The sequence below is a fragment of the Nonomuraea corallina genome (assembly GCF_027620315.1).
Classification (GTDB): Bacteria; Actinomycetota; Actinomycetes; order Streptosporangiales; family Streptosporangiaceae; genus Nonomuraea; species Nonomuraea corallina.
In genome coordinates this window covers 34,881-50,424 of the sequence record NZ_JAPNNL010000031.1, presented here as the reverse complement: position 1 = coordinate 50,424, position 15,544 = coordinate 34,881, and the positions used below count along the sequence as shown (strand labels likewise).

Genomic DNA, 15,544 nt, shown 5'->3' with positions numbered 1-15,544 from the left:
CGTGCGGGCACGCTATGGTCTGCGCGCCATGACCGGCTCCGAACCGCCCCCCGATGGCTTCAGGTGCAGGTGATGGCGATCGGCGTGGTGGCGACTCGCTGGGAGAAGTCGGGCGCCCCGCCGTCCAGGTTGGCGAAGCCGTAACCCATGACGTGGTAGTTCCCCGGCACGCAGGACACCATGTTGAGCTTATAAACGTAGGTGAGGTTGTACTGGTAAATCTCGGCGTAATTCAGGAAGGTGCCGTCCCGGTACAGGGAGAGATAGCCGCCGATGAACGAGACTTTCTGGTTGCACGAGACCTCGACGTAGGCGTAGACGGAGGTCGTATACAGCTGGGTCGGGTTGGTGATGGTGATGGCGCAGTTCAGGGCCGCGGCACTGGTCGCGTTCGCCGCCTGGGCGGGTGACACGCCGAGTGCCAGGGCCGCCGCGGCGACGAGTGTGAGAATGCGCATCGTACGGTGTCGTTTCAAGAAGTCACCTCTCCTTACTCCCCGGGCGGGGTTCTTGGGGAGAGTCACACGACGGCCGCAAGTCCGGATAGGCCCATTTTGCGCAGTGTTTGACGCCTGAGTCCGACTGAGTTGATGTATCGCCGTTTCCGGGTGGCCCGTATCGGCCGGACGATCTGGCCCGGCGGATCAACGGCCCGGTCGTGGCCCTCGTGACGGCGGGTGATGTGGTCGTCGCGGTGGTGGTCCCACGGCCGGCCGCGCGGTGGTGCCGGTGAAACTTTCACCACCGGCTCCGGCCGCCCTTGAGCCCCGGCTGATCAGGCCGGAGACGTCAGCGCAGCGCGGCCGCCTTGCGCAGGAGCACGGAGCGTTCGCGCTCGTTGGCGCACAGCCGGGCCGCCAGCTCCAACTCGGCGCGCGCTTCCGCTCGCCGTCCGAGTCGGGTCAGCAGCTCACCGCGTACGGTCGGGAGCAGATGGGAGCCGGGGAGCCGGTCCTAGACGATCAACTCGTCCACGATGGCCAGGGCCCGCTCCGGTCCCGAGGCCATGGCGACGGCGACGGCCCGGTTGAGTTCGGCCACCGGCGAGGGCGCGACCCGGCCGAGCGCCTCGTAGAGCACCACGATCCGGTCCCAGTCGGTCGCCTCGACCGAGGGCCGACGCGTGGGTGGCGGCGATCGCGGCCTGCAGGCCGTACGGGCCGAGGCCGCGAGTCGACGCCCTGGCCAGCGCGGCCAGGCCGCGGCGGATCGCCGAGAAGTCCCACCGCCGCCGGTCCTGCTCGTCGAGCAGGACCGGCGAACCGTCCGGGCCGGGAACCGCGCGGCCGTCAGCTCGCACAACGCCAGCAGGCCGTGCACCTCCGGCTCGTCCGGCTGCAGCGCGGCCAGGGTGCGGGCCAGCCGGATCGCCTCGTACGCGAGGTCGGGACGCAGCAGATGGTCACCCGACGTGGCCGTCGACCCCTCGGTGAAGATCACGTAGATGACGCTGAGCACGTCGCCCAGCCGCTCCCGGCGTTCGGCGGCCGGTGGCGGCTCGAACGGCACCCCGGCCGCCGCGATCGTTCTCTTGCCCCGGGTGATGCGAGCCTGCACGGTCGGCACGGGTACGAGGAACGCGCGGGCGATCTCCTTGGTGGACAGGCCGCCGACCACGCGCAGGGTCAGCGCCACCCGGGCCTCGGGGGAGAGCACCGGGTGGCAGCTGATGAACATCAGGGCCAGCACGTCGTCATCGATCCTGTCGGGATCGAGTTCTTCGTCAAGCGCCGAGCCGACCGCCAGGCCGGTCGCCGGATCGGCGGCGAGCCGGGCGTATCGGTCCTGGAGGGCGGCCCGGCGGCGGATCGCGTCGATCGCCCGCCGCCGCGCCGTGGCCATCAGCCAGCCGACGGGATCCGCCGGAGGGGCGAGCGGCCACGACACCAGCGCCTCGGCCACCGCCTCCTGGGCGGCGTCCTCGGCCAGCCCGAAATCGCCGGTGAACCGGGTCAGCGTGGCGACGATCCTCGCCGACTCGATCCGCCAGACGGCCTCGACCTCGGCCGTGCCCATCAGATCCGGCCGTTGCTCTCGCGCCCGGCCCCGTCCTCGGTGATCACGCGCCGACCTGCGGGACCTCGTCGCTCCCGGGCACCCGCCGGACCTCGATCTTGGAACCGGGGGCCGCCGGCACCCGCTTGGCCCACTCGACCGCCTCCTGCTTGGAGGCGACGTCGAGCAGGAAGAAGCCCCCGAACAGCTCCTTGGTCTCGCCGTACGGTCCGTCCGTGACCACCGGGGCCTCGCCGCTGAAGTCGACCACGACGCCCTGGCGCGGATCGTCCAGCCCTTCCGCCGCGAGGAGGACGCCGGCTTTGACCGTCTCCTCGATGAACTGCCGGGTCGTGGCCATCATCTCGTCGATCTCGGCCATCATGGCCGCGTTCGATTCGTCGGTGCCCCGCATGATCAGCAGGTACTTCGGCATGGCGTTCTCCTCGTCCGGCGGGGTCGTCTCTCGTCCCTCGCACCCGCAGGTCGAACGGGCGGCCCGCGGATCGACACGGTCACGCTATCCACCGTTCGCGCGAACGGGTGACCGCGAGCGGGCCGCTCAGTCGTCGCCGGATCCCGGCTCGGCCATCCGCCGGTGCGCCTGGGCCTTGGCCTTCTCGGGCATCACCTTGGCGGCTCCCGCCATCGCCCTGTTCTTGACCGACCCGGCGACCACGTGGTCCTTCCCGTTCATGAGCGCCTCGTACGCCTGCTCGGCCACCCGCGCCGGGTCGTCCTTCTTCCCGCTGCCGACCCGGGTGTCCTCCATCCCCGCCCGTCCGAAGAAGCCGGTGTCGGTCGGCCCCGGCATCAGCGCGGTCACCGTCACACCGCTGTCCTTGAGCTCCTCGCGCAGCGCCTCGGAGAACGAGAGCAGGAACGCCTTCGACGCGGCGTACGTGGCCTCGAAGGGCCCCGGCTGCGTGGCGGCGATGGACGAGGTGAACAGCACCCGCCCGCGCCGGCGCGCCGCCATGTCGCGCACGCAGAGCTTGGCCAGGTGTACGGAGGAGCGCACGTTCAGATCCACGACCCGCAGGTCGCCCGCCAGGTCCGTCTCGGTGAAGGGGCCACCGGCGCCGACGCCCGCGTTGATCGCCACCGCCTCCAGGGGCCGGCCGTCGGCCGTGGCCCGAGCGTAGAGGAGCTCGACGCCGTCCTCGGCGGTGAGGTCGGCCCGCACGGCCTCGACCGACGCCCCGAGCTTGCGCAGCTCGCGCGCCGCGTCGTCGATGCCCGTGTCCTCGGCGTTGACGACCAGGTCGAAGCCGTGCCCGGCGAACTGCCTGGCCAGCTCGTACCCGATGCCGCTGGACGCCCCGGTCACCAGCGCGCGCGGCCGGCCCTCGTCGTGGCTCATGATGACGATTCCTCTCCTCGGTGCCGGACTGTCCGCTGCCCGTGACGCGCACGGTCAAGCGTCACGACGGCCGCGGGGGAGCAGGCGGTCCCCGGCATTCACCGCGACGCTGCGGCTGCCGCCTTGCAACCGGCTGGAGCAGCCCGTGCCTCGTGCCCCGGCCTGGCCGGCAGGGACACGAGGACGCGAAGGCTCAGGCGTAGCGCCGGTAACCGGTGATAGAGCCCGGGGCCGTGATGTGGTTGTAGATGATCCCCAGCTGGGTGTTGCGAGCATTGATGATCTCGTCGTTGCCGACGTAGATGCCCACATGGCCAGGCTGGGCGCCGGAGTAGAACACCAGGTCTCCCGGCTGCAGGGCTGCTCTGGCGACGGCCTGGCCCTGCAGGTACTGGCTCTGGCTCGTACGGTGCAGGCTTACGCCGACGCTGGCGTAGGCTCTGGAGGTGAGACCGGAGCAGTCGTAGGCGTCAGGTCCGTTCCCGCCCCACACGTAGGGCTTGCCGACCTGCCGGCGGGCGAAGGCGACCGCGCCCGAGGCCGCCATCTTGCTGACTCCTCCGTTCGTGTAGGTACTCCAGAAGGGGCCCGCCGCTCCGTAGTTCACCACGTTCCCGTCGTTCTGCATGATCAGCGTCCCGCCGCCGGCGGCGTGGCTCCGGCTGGCCCAGACCACGCTGCGATCCGGCCGGTAGATCACGAGATTGCCGTCGCCCTGGTTGGCGAGGTAGGCGCCGCTGTTCTCGGGGGCGCTGGTGTAGGTCGCCCAGAGGGCGCCGGCCGGACCGTAGAGGACCAGGTTGCCGTCGCCCTGCATGACGAGCCGGTAGGCATGGCTGGGGGATTCGATCCAGTCGCCCGAGGCCAGGTCGGCCACTCCGATGCGGTCACCCCTTGGCTGGGCGTAGGCCGGTGCCGCGCAGAGCACCAGCGCGATCGCGATGAAGGCGGCGAGCAGCGCGGATACGCCGCGGAGCCGGGAGAAGGCGCCGTCCGGCGGCAGGCTTGCCCTGCTGTACGGATCGCGTGTCGGGATTGTCATGATCGCTCCTCTGCTCGGCTGGTCCTGGCACGTGGTCTCAGCGGCAGTGAAGGACGATCGCGGCGGGCTCGACAGTGCAGCCCCGCACCTTCGCGGCCCAGGGGCGACGATCACCTCCGGCGCATGCCGAATAGCCGTCTTGAAAGGCATCCGACCGCGTGATAAGCGCAAGAACGTTTTCTCCCGGCCCTGCCTATATCGCGGGAACATTTCACACGCCGCACCTTGTCGGCACATACGAGGCCGCTATTATCGGCGGTGACGGAGAATTGATAATGAGCCATGTGCTCCGCGTACTCGCTGTAAGTCGGGGAATAGCCGAACCACCCCGAAAGGCGGCCCTGCATCATGAACGACGCTCAGGCCGGCGGGTCACCGGCGCGCGACGAGGCGATACTCGTGGCGTTCGGCGGCGAACAGTGGCGCGTGGCGCGCGGGCAGTCGCTGACGCTGGGGCGAAGCCGCGCGTGCGAAGTGCGCCTGCCCGACGACGAACACCTGTCGCGGCGGGCGGGTTCGCTGATCGTCCTCAATGACTGCGTCCTGATACGCAATGACTCGGGTAGCAAACCGCTCGTCGTCCGGCCACCGGCCGGTGAGGACCGGGTCGTGGAGCCGGGTGCGGCGATCACCTCGCTCCCGTTCTCCGTCTTCAGCGTCGTCTTCGCGGGTCGCGTCGGTTCGACGGTGACCGTGCGCGTGGACGCACGGTCACTGACGCCAGGCCCGGGCCGGAGCGGGGGAGAGGCGGCGACCCGCACGCCCGCGACGGTCACGTCGCCGATGGAGCTGACCAGGAGACAGCGGCTCGTGCTCGCCGCACTGTGCGAGCCCTTGCTGGTCAGGGCAGGACCGCAGGCGGTTCCCGCGACTTACACGCAGATGGGACGGCGGCTTGGCCGGCAGCCGCAGTACGTCCGCAATGTCGTCAAGTCGCTGAGGGAGAGCCTGTCCGGTCACGGTATTCCGGGGCTCACCAGGGACGACGAGGCGTTCTCACACGACGACTTCCGATGGGCGCTGGCACGCTGGGCCGTACGCGCCGGTGTGGTCGGCGTCGAGGATCTCCACGAGCTGCCCGAGCCGGAGGACGGCGAGGACCATGGACACTGACGATCACGATGCCCGCGCGGACGACGAGCCGGTCACGCGTGGCGCGCCGGTTTCACCGCGGCCGGCATCCACATCCGGTGTCAGGGGTGGCGTGTCGGACGACGAGCCGAACGGGCTGTTCGTCGGCCCGCCGGAGGCGCCAGACCGCCACGAACTGCTGGGCGAGGGGATAGCCGGCGGGGAGGGCATCACCTGGAAGGCTCGTTATCAGGGCGAGCTCACCTCCCCGCTGCCTCTGGCGATCAAACTCCTCAGTCCGCCGCGCGACGCCGGGCCGGGATGGCCCTCGGCGCGTGAGCAGCAACGCTGGCGCGACCATGCCGTGCTCCTGCGGCACCTGAAACTGGACCATGTGGTTCGGCTTGACGAGGTGTTCCTCGGCGCGCCTCCGCACCCTCCGGGCAGCGTCCGAGAGGGTACCGGTGCCTCGCCGCAGACCATGGCGTACCTGGTCATGGAGTGGGTCGAAGGCCCGACGCTGCACGCGCTGCTGGCAGGCGACCCGGCGCGCGCGGACACGATCCGCCGACGGCTCGCATACGTGGCCCAGGCGGGCGAGGCGCTCGCCAGCCTGGCGTCCGTGACGCGATCCGGCGGCAACCCGAGCCTGCACCGGGATGTCAAGCCGACCAACTGCATCGTGCACCCGAAACGCGGTCTCGTGCTGATCGACGTGAGCACGATGCGTCTCATCGACGACGGGTACGACCTCGCCGGATGGCACACGCCCGCCTACACCTCGCCCGAGGTCCTGGCCGCGCCGCACCTGCCGCGCGCCGTGGCGGCGGACGTCTACGCGCTCGGGGCACTCGCGTACTTCTGCCTCACGGGACAGGACCCGCCCGCCCCGGACGCTCCCGGCGCCCCGGCCCACATCGAGGCCGAGGTCGCAGCCGTGGCCCGGGCGTGCGGGGTGGGCGACCCCGGCCGCCTCACGTCGCACATCCTGGCCGCCCTCGACGGCGATCCCTCCCGCCGCCCCACCGACCTGCGCAACTGGAGCCGCGGCCTGCTGGAAGCCGGCGGCGGGGAGCCGGCGACAGGCCACTCGCCTTCCTCGGCCCGGCCGCCCCGGCGACTCCTGTACGTGATCGTCGCGGCGAGCCTCGCCGTCGCCGGAGGCGGCGCGTTCGCGCCAGGGCTGCTGGAACGTGTGTCCGGTGGCGGTGACCAGAGCCGGACCGCTCCCCCCTCGGTCACCCGCAGCGCGGGAGCGACCTCGAAGGACCCTACGCCGAGCCACGCCACCGGCGATGCGGTCAAGCCCGTCGGGACCATCGACGCGCCGGCCGACGGCGCCAAGGTCAAATATTGCTCCTACTTCTCCGGCACCGCTTCGCTTCCGCCCGGCGCCACATTGATTTTGGCAAAGCAGAATATGGTCAACGGCGACCCCCAAAAGTATGTCGAGCTCGTCTTCAACTACGAGAAAACCAGCACGCTCACATCCTGGAGAGGTGCCCAGTATTTCGGCGGGGAGAACGAAGGGGGCGTCGGGCAGGTTTACCGCATAGAGCTGGTGGCGGTTAGCCTTGAACGCGCCAGACATTTCCATGACGTGGAAATGTCGATCGAGGAAATTCAGGAACTGGTGAGGTCCGGCACCTCGCTGGCCGACGTCCAGGTACGCCGGGTCGCCAGCGGGAAACCCAACGAATGCCCCGGCCCTCCGCCCGACTGAGAACCGTCCGGCTCGAGTCCGCCAGTGCGGGGGCGCACTACCGGACCGGTGGGGTCTCGCTGTTCCCTACGGGGGAATCGCCCGGCGCACGGGCGCCCACAGGAGGACAGGAGACCCCATGACACAACGGAGAAGGACCGGTCGTCGCACCATCACGGCCACGTCCGCGATGGTGCTCGTGGCCGGCGCCACCGTCGGGATGTTCGCGGCGGCGGGGCCCGCGGGCGCCGCCCGCGCCACGGCGACCTGCACGAACAGCAATGGCGACGCCGCCCTCATCCAGTCGGTGATCAACGGTTCGGCCGACGGTGACGAGATCGTCATCGACGGCCCCTGCATGATCAACAGCACCATCACCTTGCGCGGCAACCGGTCATACCGCGGCGACAGCCCGTCCACCCTCCTCAAGCAGGGCAACGGTCGCAACCTCGATGCCGTGCTGGCCTCCGACTCGTGGGTCGACAACGACGCTTTCACCGGCGAGCCGATCGCCTTACGTGATCTCACGATCGACGCGAACGCGGCGAACAACCCCACGAGCGGGGACGCGGTCGTGATCCGTTCCTGGCACACCACCGTCGAGGCTCTCGCCATCAGGAACGCCAGGGCTCACGGGCTGCGCATCACCAACGCCTCGCGTAACGGGACCACGCTGACGAACACGATGGTCAACGGCAACGTCCGCAACCTCTTCGTGGAGGACTCCGGACAGCATGGCATCTACGTCCAGGACAGCGGCAATGCGGTGACCGACTGGAACCTCACCGACAACTGGATCGCGTCCAGCGGGGGCGACGCGATCAAGCTGGAGAACTCCGCCGGCTGGACGGTCGAACGCAATCACGTCTACGGTGTCGGCGGTTCCGGCATCAACGCGAGCCGCCTCTTCGCGACCAGCATCAGCGACAACTACGTCGAGGACTTCGCCACCCACGGCATCGGCGTCACCGTCCAGGGCGACGCCGCGAGCACCATCGTCGGCAACCGCGTCTTCCAGTTCAGCGGGGCTGGAACCACCTACCTGGCCATCAAACAGGTCAACTACGGCACCGGCCACGTGGCCGTCACCGGCAACGCCGTCCGTGGCAACGGGTCCGGCATCGGTCTCTCCTACCAGCGCGGCGGCAACCAGCTGACTGTCGCGTCCGCGGGAAATGCCGTCACCGGCGTGACCACCCAGCGGTCCGTTGGCGCCGGCGTCAATCTCTCTGCGGGGCTCTGAGTCAGTCGGGAGTGCCGTCAGGTGGAGTCCGTACTCGACCGGCATGGGTCAGGCGTTCAGCGATCTTTGCACGGCGGCGTCCACGAGGTCGTGGATCTCCTGTTCGGTGAAGATGTCGGGCAGGGTCAGCCGCTCCACGATGAGCCAGTTCAGCGTGAGGTGGAGAAGGAGCACCGAGGTCGAGTCGCCGGGCAGGCCCGAGGCGGCGTGGAAGCCGATGTTGGCGTCGATGTCGAAGGCGGAGACCCGGGCCACGAGTTCGTGCATGAGCTCGGCGTAGCGGGTCTAGTCGTCGGTCCCCACCCACCTCCGCAGGCTCATCGGCCTCGACGGCGTGCCCGACAAGGTCTTCGACACCCTGGTGATGGGCCGCGGCACGTACGAGCCGGCCCTGGATGTCCCCACCACCAGGCCGTACTCCCATCTGCGCCAACATGTCGTCTCCAGCACGCTGACCATCGACGACCATCCTCAAGAGCTACCCCGTCGTGGCGGGCGCGGGCGTCTCCCTGTTCTCCGGGGGGTTCAGCCCCACCCTGTTCACCCCCACCCGGCGCGAGACCTTCGACAACGGCGCCCAGGTCACCTGGCTGACCAGGGCGTAGCCCGCGCCGGGTGCGTCACGTCTGCTCTCCTCCGGGGCCGGCGCGGGCCGGCCGGGGACGCCTCCTCACAGGCGGGACCAGCGTTGGTTGGACGCGCCGGTGCAGGTCCAGATCTGGAGCCTGGTGCCGTTGGCCGTGGCGTTGCCGGCCACGTCCAGGCACTTGTTCGCGCCGACGGCGGTGATGCTTCCGTCGGCGTTGAAGCGCCACTTCTGGTTGTTCTGGCCGTTGCAGTCCCAGATGATGACGCCGGTGCCGTCGGCGGTGGCGGCGTTGTTGACGTCCAGGCACTTGCCGCCGTAGACGCGCAGCTCGCCGGCCGTGGTGGAGGTCCACTGCTGGTTGCTCTGCTGGTGGCAGTCCCAGATCACCACGGGGGTGCCGTTGGCCTGGGAGGCGCCGGTCACGTCGAGACACCGGCCGGAGCCGGCGCCCTGGATCCTGGTGGCCGGCGGCGCGGGGGTGCCGCCGCTGACCCGGAACACCACGGTGCCGTGGGAGGGGACGCTCGCCGAGATGGTTCCCGTCGTCGTGGTGACGGCGTTGGTCCAGGCATCGCGGAGGGTGAACGAGTTCCCGTTCAGGCCGACGGCGGAGGCGGTGGTGCTGATCGTGGTGGTGGTGCCGCCCTGGTTGAACAGCGCGACCGCGACGTCGCCGTTGCTCAGCCGCTTGGCCAGGACGCGGCGGGTCCCGTCGTTGCCGACCTGGACGGCCTGGAGGCCGAGCGGGTCCTGGTTGATGGCGATCAGGTTCTGGTTCTTCATGATCGTCGAGGTGGCGCTGTTCATGTTCCTGATGTCGTTCCCGGCGATCAGGGGGGCGGCCATGACGGCCCACAGGGCGAAGTGGCTGCGCATCTCGGTGTCGTTCATGCCGCCCCGGCCGACGACCATCATGTCGGGGTCGTTGAACTGCCCCGGCCTGGCGTACCCCGCGAGCGGCACGTTGACGTCGACGATGTTCTGGATGCCCATCGGGTAGCCGTTGGTCTGGCCGGTGTTCCAGGCGTTGGTGATGTCCTCGGTGGTGCGCCAGATGTTGGCGACGTCGCCCCAGTCGCGCCGCGGGCCGGTCTTCTCGTGGATGCTGTTGGGGTTGATGCTGTAGAGGATCGGCCGCCCGGTCGCCGCGAGCGCGTCCCGCATCTTGGCGAAGGTGCGCACCTGGTCGTCGATGGTGCCGGTGGGCGAGCACCAGTCGTACTTGAGGTAGTCGACGCCCCAGGCGGCGAACTGCCGGGCGTCCTGGACCTCGTGTCCCTGGCTGCCGGTCGCGCCCGGGTAGGCGCCGAAGTACTGGGCGCAGGTCCGGTCCAGCGGCGCCTGGTAGAGGCCGAACTTCAGGCCCCTGGCGTGCAGGTAGTCGCCGAGGGCCTTCATCCCGCCGGGGAACCGGGACGGGTTGGCCTGGATGTTCCCGGCCTGGTCGCGGTTGGGGTCGAACCAGCAGTCGTCGACCACGACGTACTGGTATCCCAGGTCGCGCATGCCGGAGCTGACCAGCGCGTCGGCCGTCTGCTTGATCAGCGTCTCGTCGATGTTGCAGCCGAAGGTGTTCCAGGTGTTCCAGCCCATCGGCGGGGTGCGGGCCACGCCGTTCTCCAGCGCCTGCGCCGGGAGGGCCGAGCCGGACGCCGCGGCGCCCGTCGCCAGGGTCAGCGCCACGGCGGCGGCGAAGGCGAGGGGGCCGCGGATTCGGTTTCTCATCGATGTCTCCTCACGGGTCGAGGTGGCGGCTTCTGCCGGGTTACTGGAAGGAGGCGTCGTCGACGTAGAGGCCGTCGGTGCCCGCGGCCGTCTCGACGTAGAACGAGGCGTTGGTCAGCGTGCCGGTCCAGGAGACGGACGCGGTGCCGGTGAGCTGGGTCCAGCCGTCCGGGCCGACCGTACGGACCGGGGTGAGCTGGTGGTAGCTCGTGGCGCCGTCCGCCGTGAGCGCCAGCGTCGCCTTCGCGCCGGGGGTGCCGCTCTGCGACCGGACCCAGACACTCGTGGTGTAGGTCCTGCCGTTGGCGAGCCGCGCGGTCACGTTCTGGTGGGGGCCGTTCCAGGAGGCGGTGCGTCCGGAGGTGAGCAGGGACCGGCTGCCCGCGTGGGCGACGTCGGTGGCGGAGGACAGGGTGCCGCCGGAGGCGGTCCAGCCCGTCGTGCCGTTCTCCATGGTGCCGTTCGTCAGCAGCTCGGCGCCGCCGCCGCCGCTGCGGGTGAACTGCCACCAGTTCAGGTTGAACAGGTAGCCGCTGCCGCCGGCGAAGCGCAGGTAGAGGTCACGGGTGCCGGTCGCGCCGGACACCGGGCAGGTGACCGAGGCCCAGGTCTGCCATCCGCCGGTGCCGTTGACGGCGCAGGTGCCCACGAGGGTGCCGGTGGGGCCGCCGAGCCGCAGCTCGATCCGGCCGCCGCTGGTGGCCGAGGCCACCCGGGCGGTGAAGGAGGAGGCGCCGTCGCCGAAGGCGACACCCTTGATCTTGAGGTAGTCGCCGTTGTCGACGAAGCCCACGTTCATGCCGCCTTCGCCGGAGACCTCGGTCTCGACCCCGGACGCCCAGGCGACCGTCTCGGCCTCCTGGCGGGTGTACGGGTCGAGCGTGCCGATCTGGGGCGGCCCCGCGGTGGTCATGTTGATCGTGGGGATGGTGCCGTCGGCGTTGTAGGTGAACTTCTCCACCGCCACCGACCTGGTGTAACCGCCGCCGCCGGGCAGGGCGCCGTTGTGGTAGAAGAAGTACGACCCGCCGTTGAAGTCGATGATCCCGGCGTGGTTGGTGAAGCTGCTTCCCTGCCTGGGCATGATCGTCCCTCGGTACGTCCACGGCCCGGTGGCGCTGGGGGCCGTCGAGTACGCGATGAACTCCGAGCAGCATTCGGCGGCGAAGACGTTGTAGTACAGGCCGTTGCGCTTGAAGACCCACGGGGCTTCCTCGTACAGGGTGGGGCGGCCGGCGTTCCCGGTGCGCGTGCCGTAGCCGGCCGTGGTGAGGGGGATCTGGGTCGGGCTGCCGGAGTAGGAGATCATGTCCGGGTTCAGCCGGACGTACCAGAGGCGAGGGTTGCCCCAGTACAGGTACGCCTGGCCGTTGTCGTCGATGAAGACGTTGGGGTCGATCTCGCCGTTGTTGACCAGCGGGCGTCCGATGGCGTCCCGGAAGGGCCCGGTCGGGCTGTCGCCGACCGCGACGCCGATGGCCATCGAGCCGGTGGCGCGGTCGCGGATCGGCACGTACCAGTAGAACCGGCCGTTGCGCTGGGTGACGTGGCCGGCCCAGGCGTTGGCGTCGGCCCAGGCGAAGGTGGCCAGGCTCATGGGCGAGCCGTGGTCGGTCCAGTTGGCCATGTCGGAGGAGGAGTAGACGCGCCAGTCCCGCATGGTGAAGTACGTGGAGCCGTCCTCGTCGTGGCCGGTGTAGACGTAGACGCGGCCGTTGTGGACCAGCGGCGCGGGGTCGGCCGTGTAGATCGTCTGCACGATCGGGTTGTCGGCCCCGGCCGCCGACGGGAACAGCATGGTCGCAAGCAGCAGGCCGACGGTGCACAGGACCGTGCGCAGGGCACGTCTCACAGGAACCTCCAGAGGGTGGTGTCGGAGCCGTCGTCGTCGGCGAGCACGACCTGCGCGCCCTGGGCGGCGCCCGCGAGGCCGAGAACCCGGCCGCCGTTGGCGCACTGGATCCGGAAGGCGGCCGCCGGCCGGTAGCGCAGCCGCCAGCGATGGTCGGCGGTGCCGTTGTCGGCCCACTGCACGACACGCGACCCTGAGGCGGTGCCCATGTTCTCCACGCCCAGCACCTTCTGGCTGTGGGAGTTGCGCAGCCGCAGGTAGCCTCCGGTGTCGACGATCGCCGTCCACAGGTGGTCGGCGGTGCCGGTGTCGCCCCACTGGACGACGAGCGCGCCGTCGGCCGTGGACATGGCGCTCACGCCGAGCACCATCCCGGTGCCGACGTTCTGGATCCGCCGCGCGCCGTTCGGCACCAGCCGCCACTGGTTGTCCGCGCTGCCGTTGTCGGAGTCCTGGACCGCCTGCGCGCCGTTGGCGGTCGAACCGTTCCTGATGCCGAGCAGCTTGGCGCTGTGGACATTGCGGATCTTGACCGAGCCGTCGCCCGCGTCCGTCACCGTCCAGCGGTGGTCGGCGGTGCCCGTGTCACCCCACTGCAGCACCCGGGCGTCGTCGGCGGCCGACATGTTCTCGACGCCGAGCACCTTGCCGCTGTGCGCGTTGCGCCAGCGCACGGCGTCGCCGTCCGCGATGGGCACCCAGTCGTGGTCGGCGGTGCCGTTGTCGGTCCACTGCAGGGCCAGGCCGCCGTCGGCGGTGGACATGTTCTGGATGCCGAGGGCCAGCCCGCTGGCCGCGTTGAGCAGCCGGAAGGTGGCCTGGCCCGGACCTCCGGTGTTCCAGTAGACGACGTAGTTGTGGTGGTGGGCGTCATAGAACGGCCTCAGCCGCACCTGCGCCCCACCGGCGGTGGCGGTGAAGGCCAGGGACGAGGCGCCGGTCCTGGTGATCGACGAGGGGGTCAGGGCCGGGGCCGCCGACAGGGCGGTGTCGCCGTACTCGCCGGACAGCACGACCGGGCCGTACGTGACGGCCTGGATGTTCGGGTTGTCCGGGGCGGGCCGCAGGACGACCCGCATGGGCAGCCGCACGGTCACGGTGTCGCCCGGCGTCCACGAGCGGGTCAGGGCGGCGTAGGAGCCGGGCGTGACGGCGACGTCCTGCCGCACGCCGTTGACGCTGACGGTGGCGCCCTGCGTCCAGGCCGGGATGCGGACGCGCATCGTCCACGACCCGCCCGCCTCACCGGTCACCCGCAGCGTCGTGGTGTCGCCCACCGGGAAGTCGGTGGTCTGCGTGACCGTGACGCCCCGCTGGCTCCAGTTGAGCGTGGAGGGCACGAACAGGTTCACGAACAGGGTGGCGCCGTCGTGGAAGTAGATCGAGTCCATCAGCTTGGTGTTGGTCTCGATGCCGGTGCCCTGGCAGCACCAGAAGGAGTTGTAGTCGGTGCTCCAGGTGCCGCCGCCCCAGGCCGGGCCGACGCCGCGCCGCCCGCCCGGGTTGAGCGGGGTGAAGTAGGTGAGGCGTCCGTGCGCGTCGACCGGGTCCTGCTGCCCCATCAGATGGTTGAGCAGGGCGTTCTCGTAGTAGTCGACGTAGTCGGCCCGGCCCGGGGACAGCAGCCACAGCTCCCGGGTCAGCTTGAGCATGTTGTAGGTGTTGCACGCCTCGCCGGTGTCACGGGTCAGGTGCGCGGCGATCGCGCCGGGGGCGCGGAAGTGCTCGGCCTGGCTGTTGGAACCGTTCACGTACGTGTGCGCGCCGACGGTGATGGACCAGGCGTTGGCGGCGATGTCGCGGTACCGGCCGGTGCCCGTCGCCTTGTACTCGCGTGCCGCGCCGACCCACTTGGGCACCTGGGTGTTGGCGTGCAGGCCGTTGAGCCGGTCCTGGCCGGCGGCCAGCGGGTCGAACACGGCGGCGTGGTCGAACCGCTGGGCCGTGGTCAGCCAGCGGGCGTCGCCGGTCATCTGGTACAGGTCCGTCAGGACGGCGTTCATGCCGCCGAACTCGGTGCCGAGCATGGCCTGCGTCTGGCTCGGGCTGAGCCGTGACGTACGGGCGTCCACCCATCCGGCCAGGGCCAGCAGCACGGTCCTGGCCTGGGTGTTGCCGATCAGCCGCCACACGTCCAGGAGCCCGGCGAGGGTCTTGTGGATGCAGTAGTACGGGACGTTGCCGTTGGTCAGGGTGCGGTTCTCCACGGCGGTGATGTCGGACTCGGGGAAGCCGGACAGGTAGCCGGCGCCGAATCCGGCCGCGCCGTTGTTGGCCTGGCACCGGGCCAGTTCGGCGACCATGTGGTCGGCCTTGTCCCGGCAGGTGGTGTCGCCGAGCGCGGCGTGGGCCTGCGCCCACGCGGTCAGGAAGTGGCCCTGCACGTGGGACCGGAACGGGAAGCCGGGCGCGTCCCAGCCGCCGTTGGCCGGCGCGCCGTTGGTGGACAGGCGGTGGTTGGCCCGGAAGACGTACAGCAGTCGGTCGACGTCGGCGAAGCGCAGATAGGCCAGCGTGCGGTTCTGGTTGTCCAGCCAGCGGCCGGCGGTGAGCCGGACCTGGCCGAGGTCGAACGCGTGGGCGGCGACGCCGAGGTCGGCTCTGGCCCAGGGGATCGCGGCCGCGGCCTGGGCGCCGCCGGCGGGCCGGCCGGCGGACGTGAGCGCGACGGCCGCGCCCTGGAGGAGTTGGCGGCGGCTCAGGGGCATGGGGACTCCTCGGCTTGTGTTAGCGATAACATTTCTGGCCTGGCGTCACCCCGGACGTGGCGTCGGCGCACGTTCGGCCGGGAGCCGGCGGTGCGGGCGGAGGGCGGCGCGGCCGTGACCGGGCCGAACTGCCTGCGGATGGGGGACACGGGGTTCCTTTCCGGGGCGCGCGCGGGTGGTGGTGTTAGCGCTAACAATCGATGGGTCTCGCGGAGCCCGCTCCGACGAGGGTGTCGGTGCGGAGTACATCCGAG

At 70.3% G+C, this 15,544-nt stretch carries 10 protein-coding genes and 2 pseudogenes; 3 read left to right on the top strand and 9 right to left on the bottom strand.

All coding sequences use genetic code 11. From position 1 onward, the window contains the following. Positions 1-59 precede the first annotated feature (59 nt). The 5 genes and pseudogenes from OUY22_RS11060 to OUY22_RS11040 form a co-directional block, all read right to left on the bottom strand. Positions 60-458: a hypothetical protein gene (locus tag OUY22_RS11060; protein WP_270154765.1), complete on the bottom strand. Its 399-nt coding sequence runs from the start codon at positions 456-458 to the stop codon at positions 60-62. A 331-nt stretch (positions 459-789) separates the two neighbouring features. Then, positions 790-2,016 (bottom strand): annotated as a pseudogene (locus OUY22_RS11055) (RNA polymerase sigma factor). Positions 2,017-2,059: 43 nt separating this feature from the next. Then, the gene (locus tag OUY22_RS11050; protein ID WP_270154764.1) at positions 2,060-2,431 is read right to left on the bottom strand and encodes a YciI family protein; all 372 of its coding nucleotides are present in this window, start codon (positions 2,429-2,431) and stop codon (positions 2,060-2,062) included. A gap of 126 nt (positions 2,432-2,557) precedes the next feature. Then, positions 2,558-3,358 (bottom strand): SDR family NAD(P)-dependent oxidoreductase, encoded by an 801-nt coding sequence (locus OUY22_RS11045; RefSeq protein ID WP_270154763.1) that lies wholly within the window; start codon positions 3,356-3,358, stop codon positions 2,558-2,560. Between the two features lie 193 nt (positions 3,359-3,551). Next, positions 3,552-4,400 carry a C40 family peptidase gene (locus OUY22_RS11040; protein WP_270154762.1) on the bottom strand — a complete coding sequence of 283 codons (849 nt, stop codon included), beginning with the start codon at positions 4,398-4,400 and terminating at the stop codon, positions 3,552-3,554. 348 nt (positions 4,401-4,748) lie between these two features. Between OUY22_RS11040 and OUY22_RS11035 the strand changes: the two genes are divergently transcribed. The 3 genes from OUY22_RS11035 (at position 4,749) to OUY22_RS11025 (ending at position 8,416) form a co-directional block, all read left to right on the top strand. Continuing rightward, entirely contained in the window at positions 4,749-5,513 is a 765-nt protein-coding gene (locus tag OUY22_RS11035; protein ID WP_270154761.1) for a hypothetical protein, read from the top strand. Beyond that, on the top strand, positions 5,503-7,194 hold the full coding sequence (locus OUY22_RS11030; protein WP_270154760.1) for a serine/threonine protein kinase: 1,692 nt from the start codon (positions 5,503-5,505) through the stop codon (positions 7,192-7,194). The genes OUY22_RS11035 and OUY22_RS11030 overlap by 11 nt, the downstream gene beginning before the upstream one ends. Before the next feature lie 118 nt (positions 7,195-7,312). Continuing rightward, on the top strand, positions 7,313-8,416 hold the full coding sequence (locus OUY22_RS11025) for a right-handed parallel beta-helix repeat-containing protein (RefSeq protein WP_270154759.1): 1,104 nt from the start codon (positions 7,313-7,315) through the stop codon (positions 8,414-8,416). A gap of 48 nt (positions 8,417-8,464) precedes the next feature. Here the strand turns inward: OUY22_RS11025 and OUY22_RS11020 are convergent. The 4 genes and pseudogenes from OUY22_RS11020 to OUY22_RS11005 form a co-directional block, all read right to left on the bottom strand. Continuing rightward, a pseudogene (locus OUY22_RS11020) lies at positions 8,465-8,686 on the bottom strand (TetR/AcrR family transcriptional regulator); the annotation flags it as partial. A 400-nt stretch (positions 8,687-9,086) separates the two neighbouring features. Beyond that, on the bottom strand, positions 9,087-10,730 hold the full coding sequence (locus OUY22_RS11015; protein WP_270154756.1) for a glycoside hydrolase family 27 protein: 1,644 nt from the start codon (positions 10,728-10,730) through the stop codon (positions 9,087-9,089). 40 nt (positions 10,731-10,770) lie between these two features. Continuing rightward, positions 10,771-12,582 (bottom strand): family 43 glycosylhydrolase, encoded by a 1,812-nt coding sequence (locus OUY22_RS11010; RefSeq protein WP_270154755.1) that lies wholly within the window; start codon positions 12,580-12,582, stop codon positions 10,771-10,773. Further along, the gene (locus OUY22_RS11005; RefSeq protein ID WP_270154754.1) at positions 12,579-15,290 is read right to left on the bottom strand and encodes a beta-L-arabinofuranosidase domain-containing protein; all 2,712 of its coding nucleotides are present in this window, start codon (positions 15,288-15,290) and stop codon (positions 12,579-12,581) included. The genes OUY22_RS11010 and OUY22_RS11005 overlap by 4 nt, the downstream gene beginning before the upstream one ends. Positions 15,291-15,544 lie beyond the last annotated feature (254 nt).

Bases quoted from the DNA above. Each gene is read 5' to 3' on its own strand.
- OUY22_RS11025 (WP_270154759.1), top strand. From the start codon at position 7,313: ATGACACAACGGAGAAGGACCGGTCGTCGCACCATCACGGCCACGTCC.
- OUY22_RS11040 (WP_270154762.1), bottom strand. From the start codon at position 4,400: ATGACAATCCCGACACGCGATCCGTACAGCAGGGCAAGCCTGCCGCCG.
- OUY22_RS11015 (WP_270154756.1), bottom strand. From the start codon at position 10,730: ATGAGAAACCGAATCCGCGGCCCCCTCGCCTTCGCCGCCGCCGTGGCG.
- OUY22_RS11045 (WP_270154763.1), bottom strand. From the start codon at position 3,358: ATGAGCCACGACGAGGGCCGGCCGCGCGCGCTGGTGACCGGGGCGTCC.
- OUY22_RS11060 (WP_270154765.1), bottom strand. From the start codon at position 458: ATGCGCATTCTCACACTCGTCGCCGCGGCGGCCCTGGCACTCGGCGTG.
- OUY22_RS11030 (WP_270154760.1), top strand. From the start codon at position 5,503: ATGGACACTGACGATCACGATGCCCGCGCGGACGACGAGCCGGTCACG.
- OUY22_RS11050 (WP_270154764.1), bottom strand. From the start codon at position 2,431: ATGCCGAAGTACCTGCTGATCATGCGGGGCACCGACGAATCGAACGCG.
- OUY22_RS11005 (WP_270154754.1), bottom strand. From the start codon at position 15,290: ATGCCCCTGAGCCGCCGCCAACTCCTCCAGGGCGCGGCCGTCGCGCTC.
- OUY22_RS11035 (WP_270154761.1), top strand. From the start codon at position 4,749: ATGAACGACGCTCAGGCCGGCGGGTCACCGGCGCGCGACGAGGCGATA.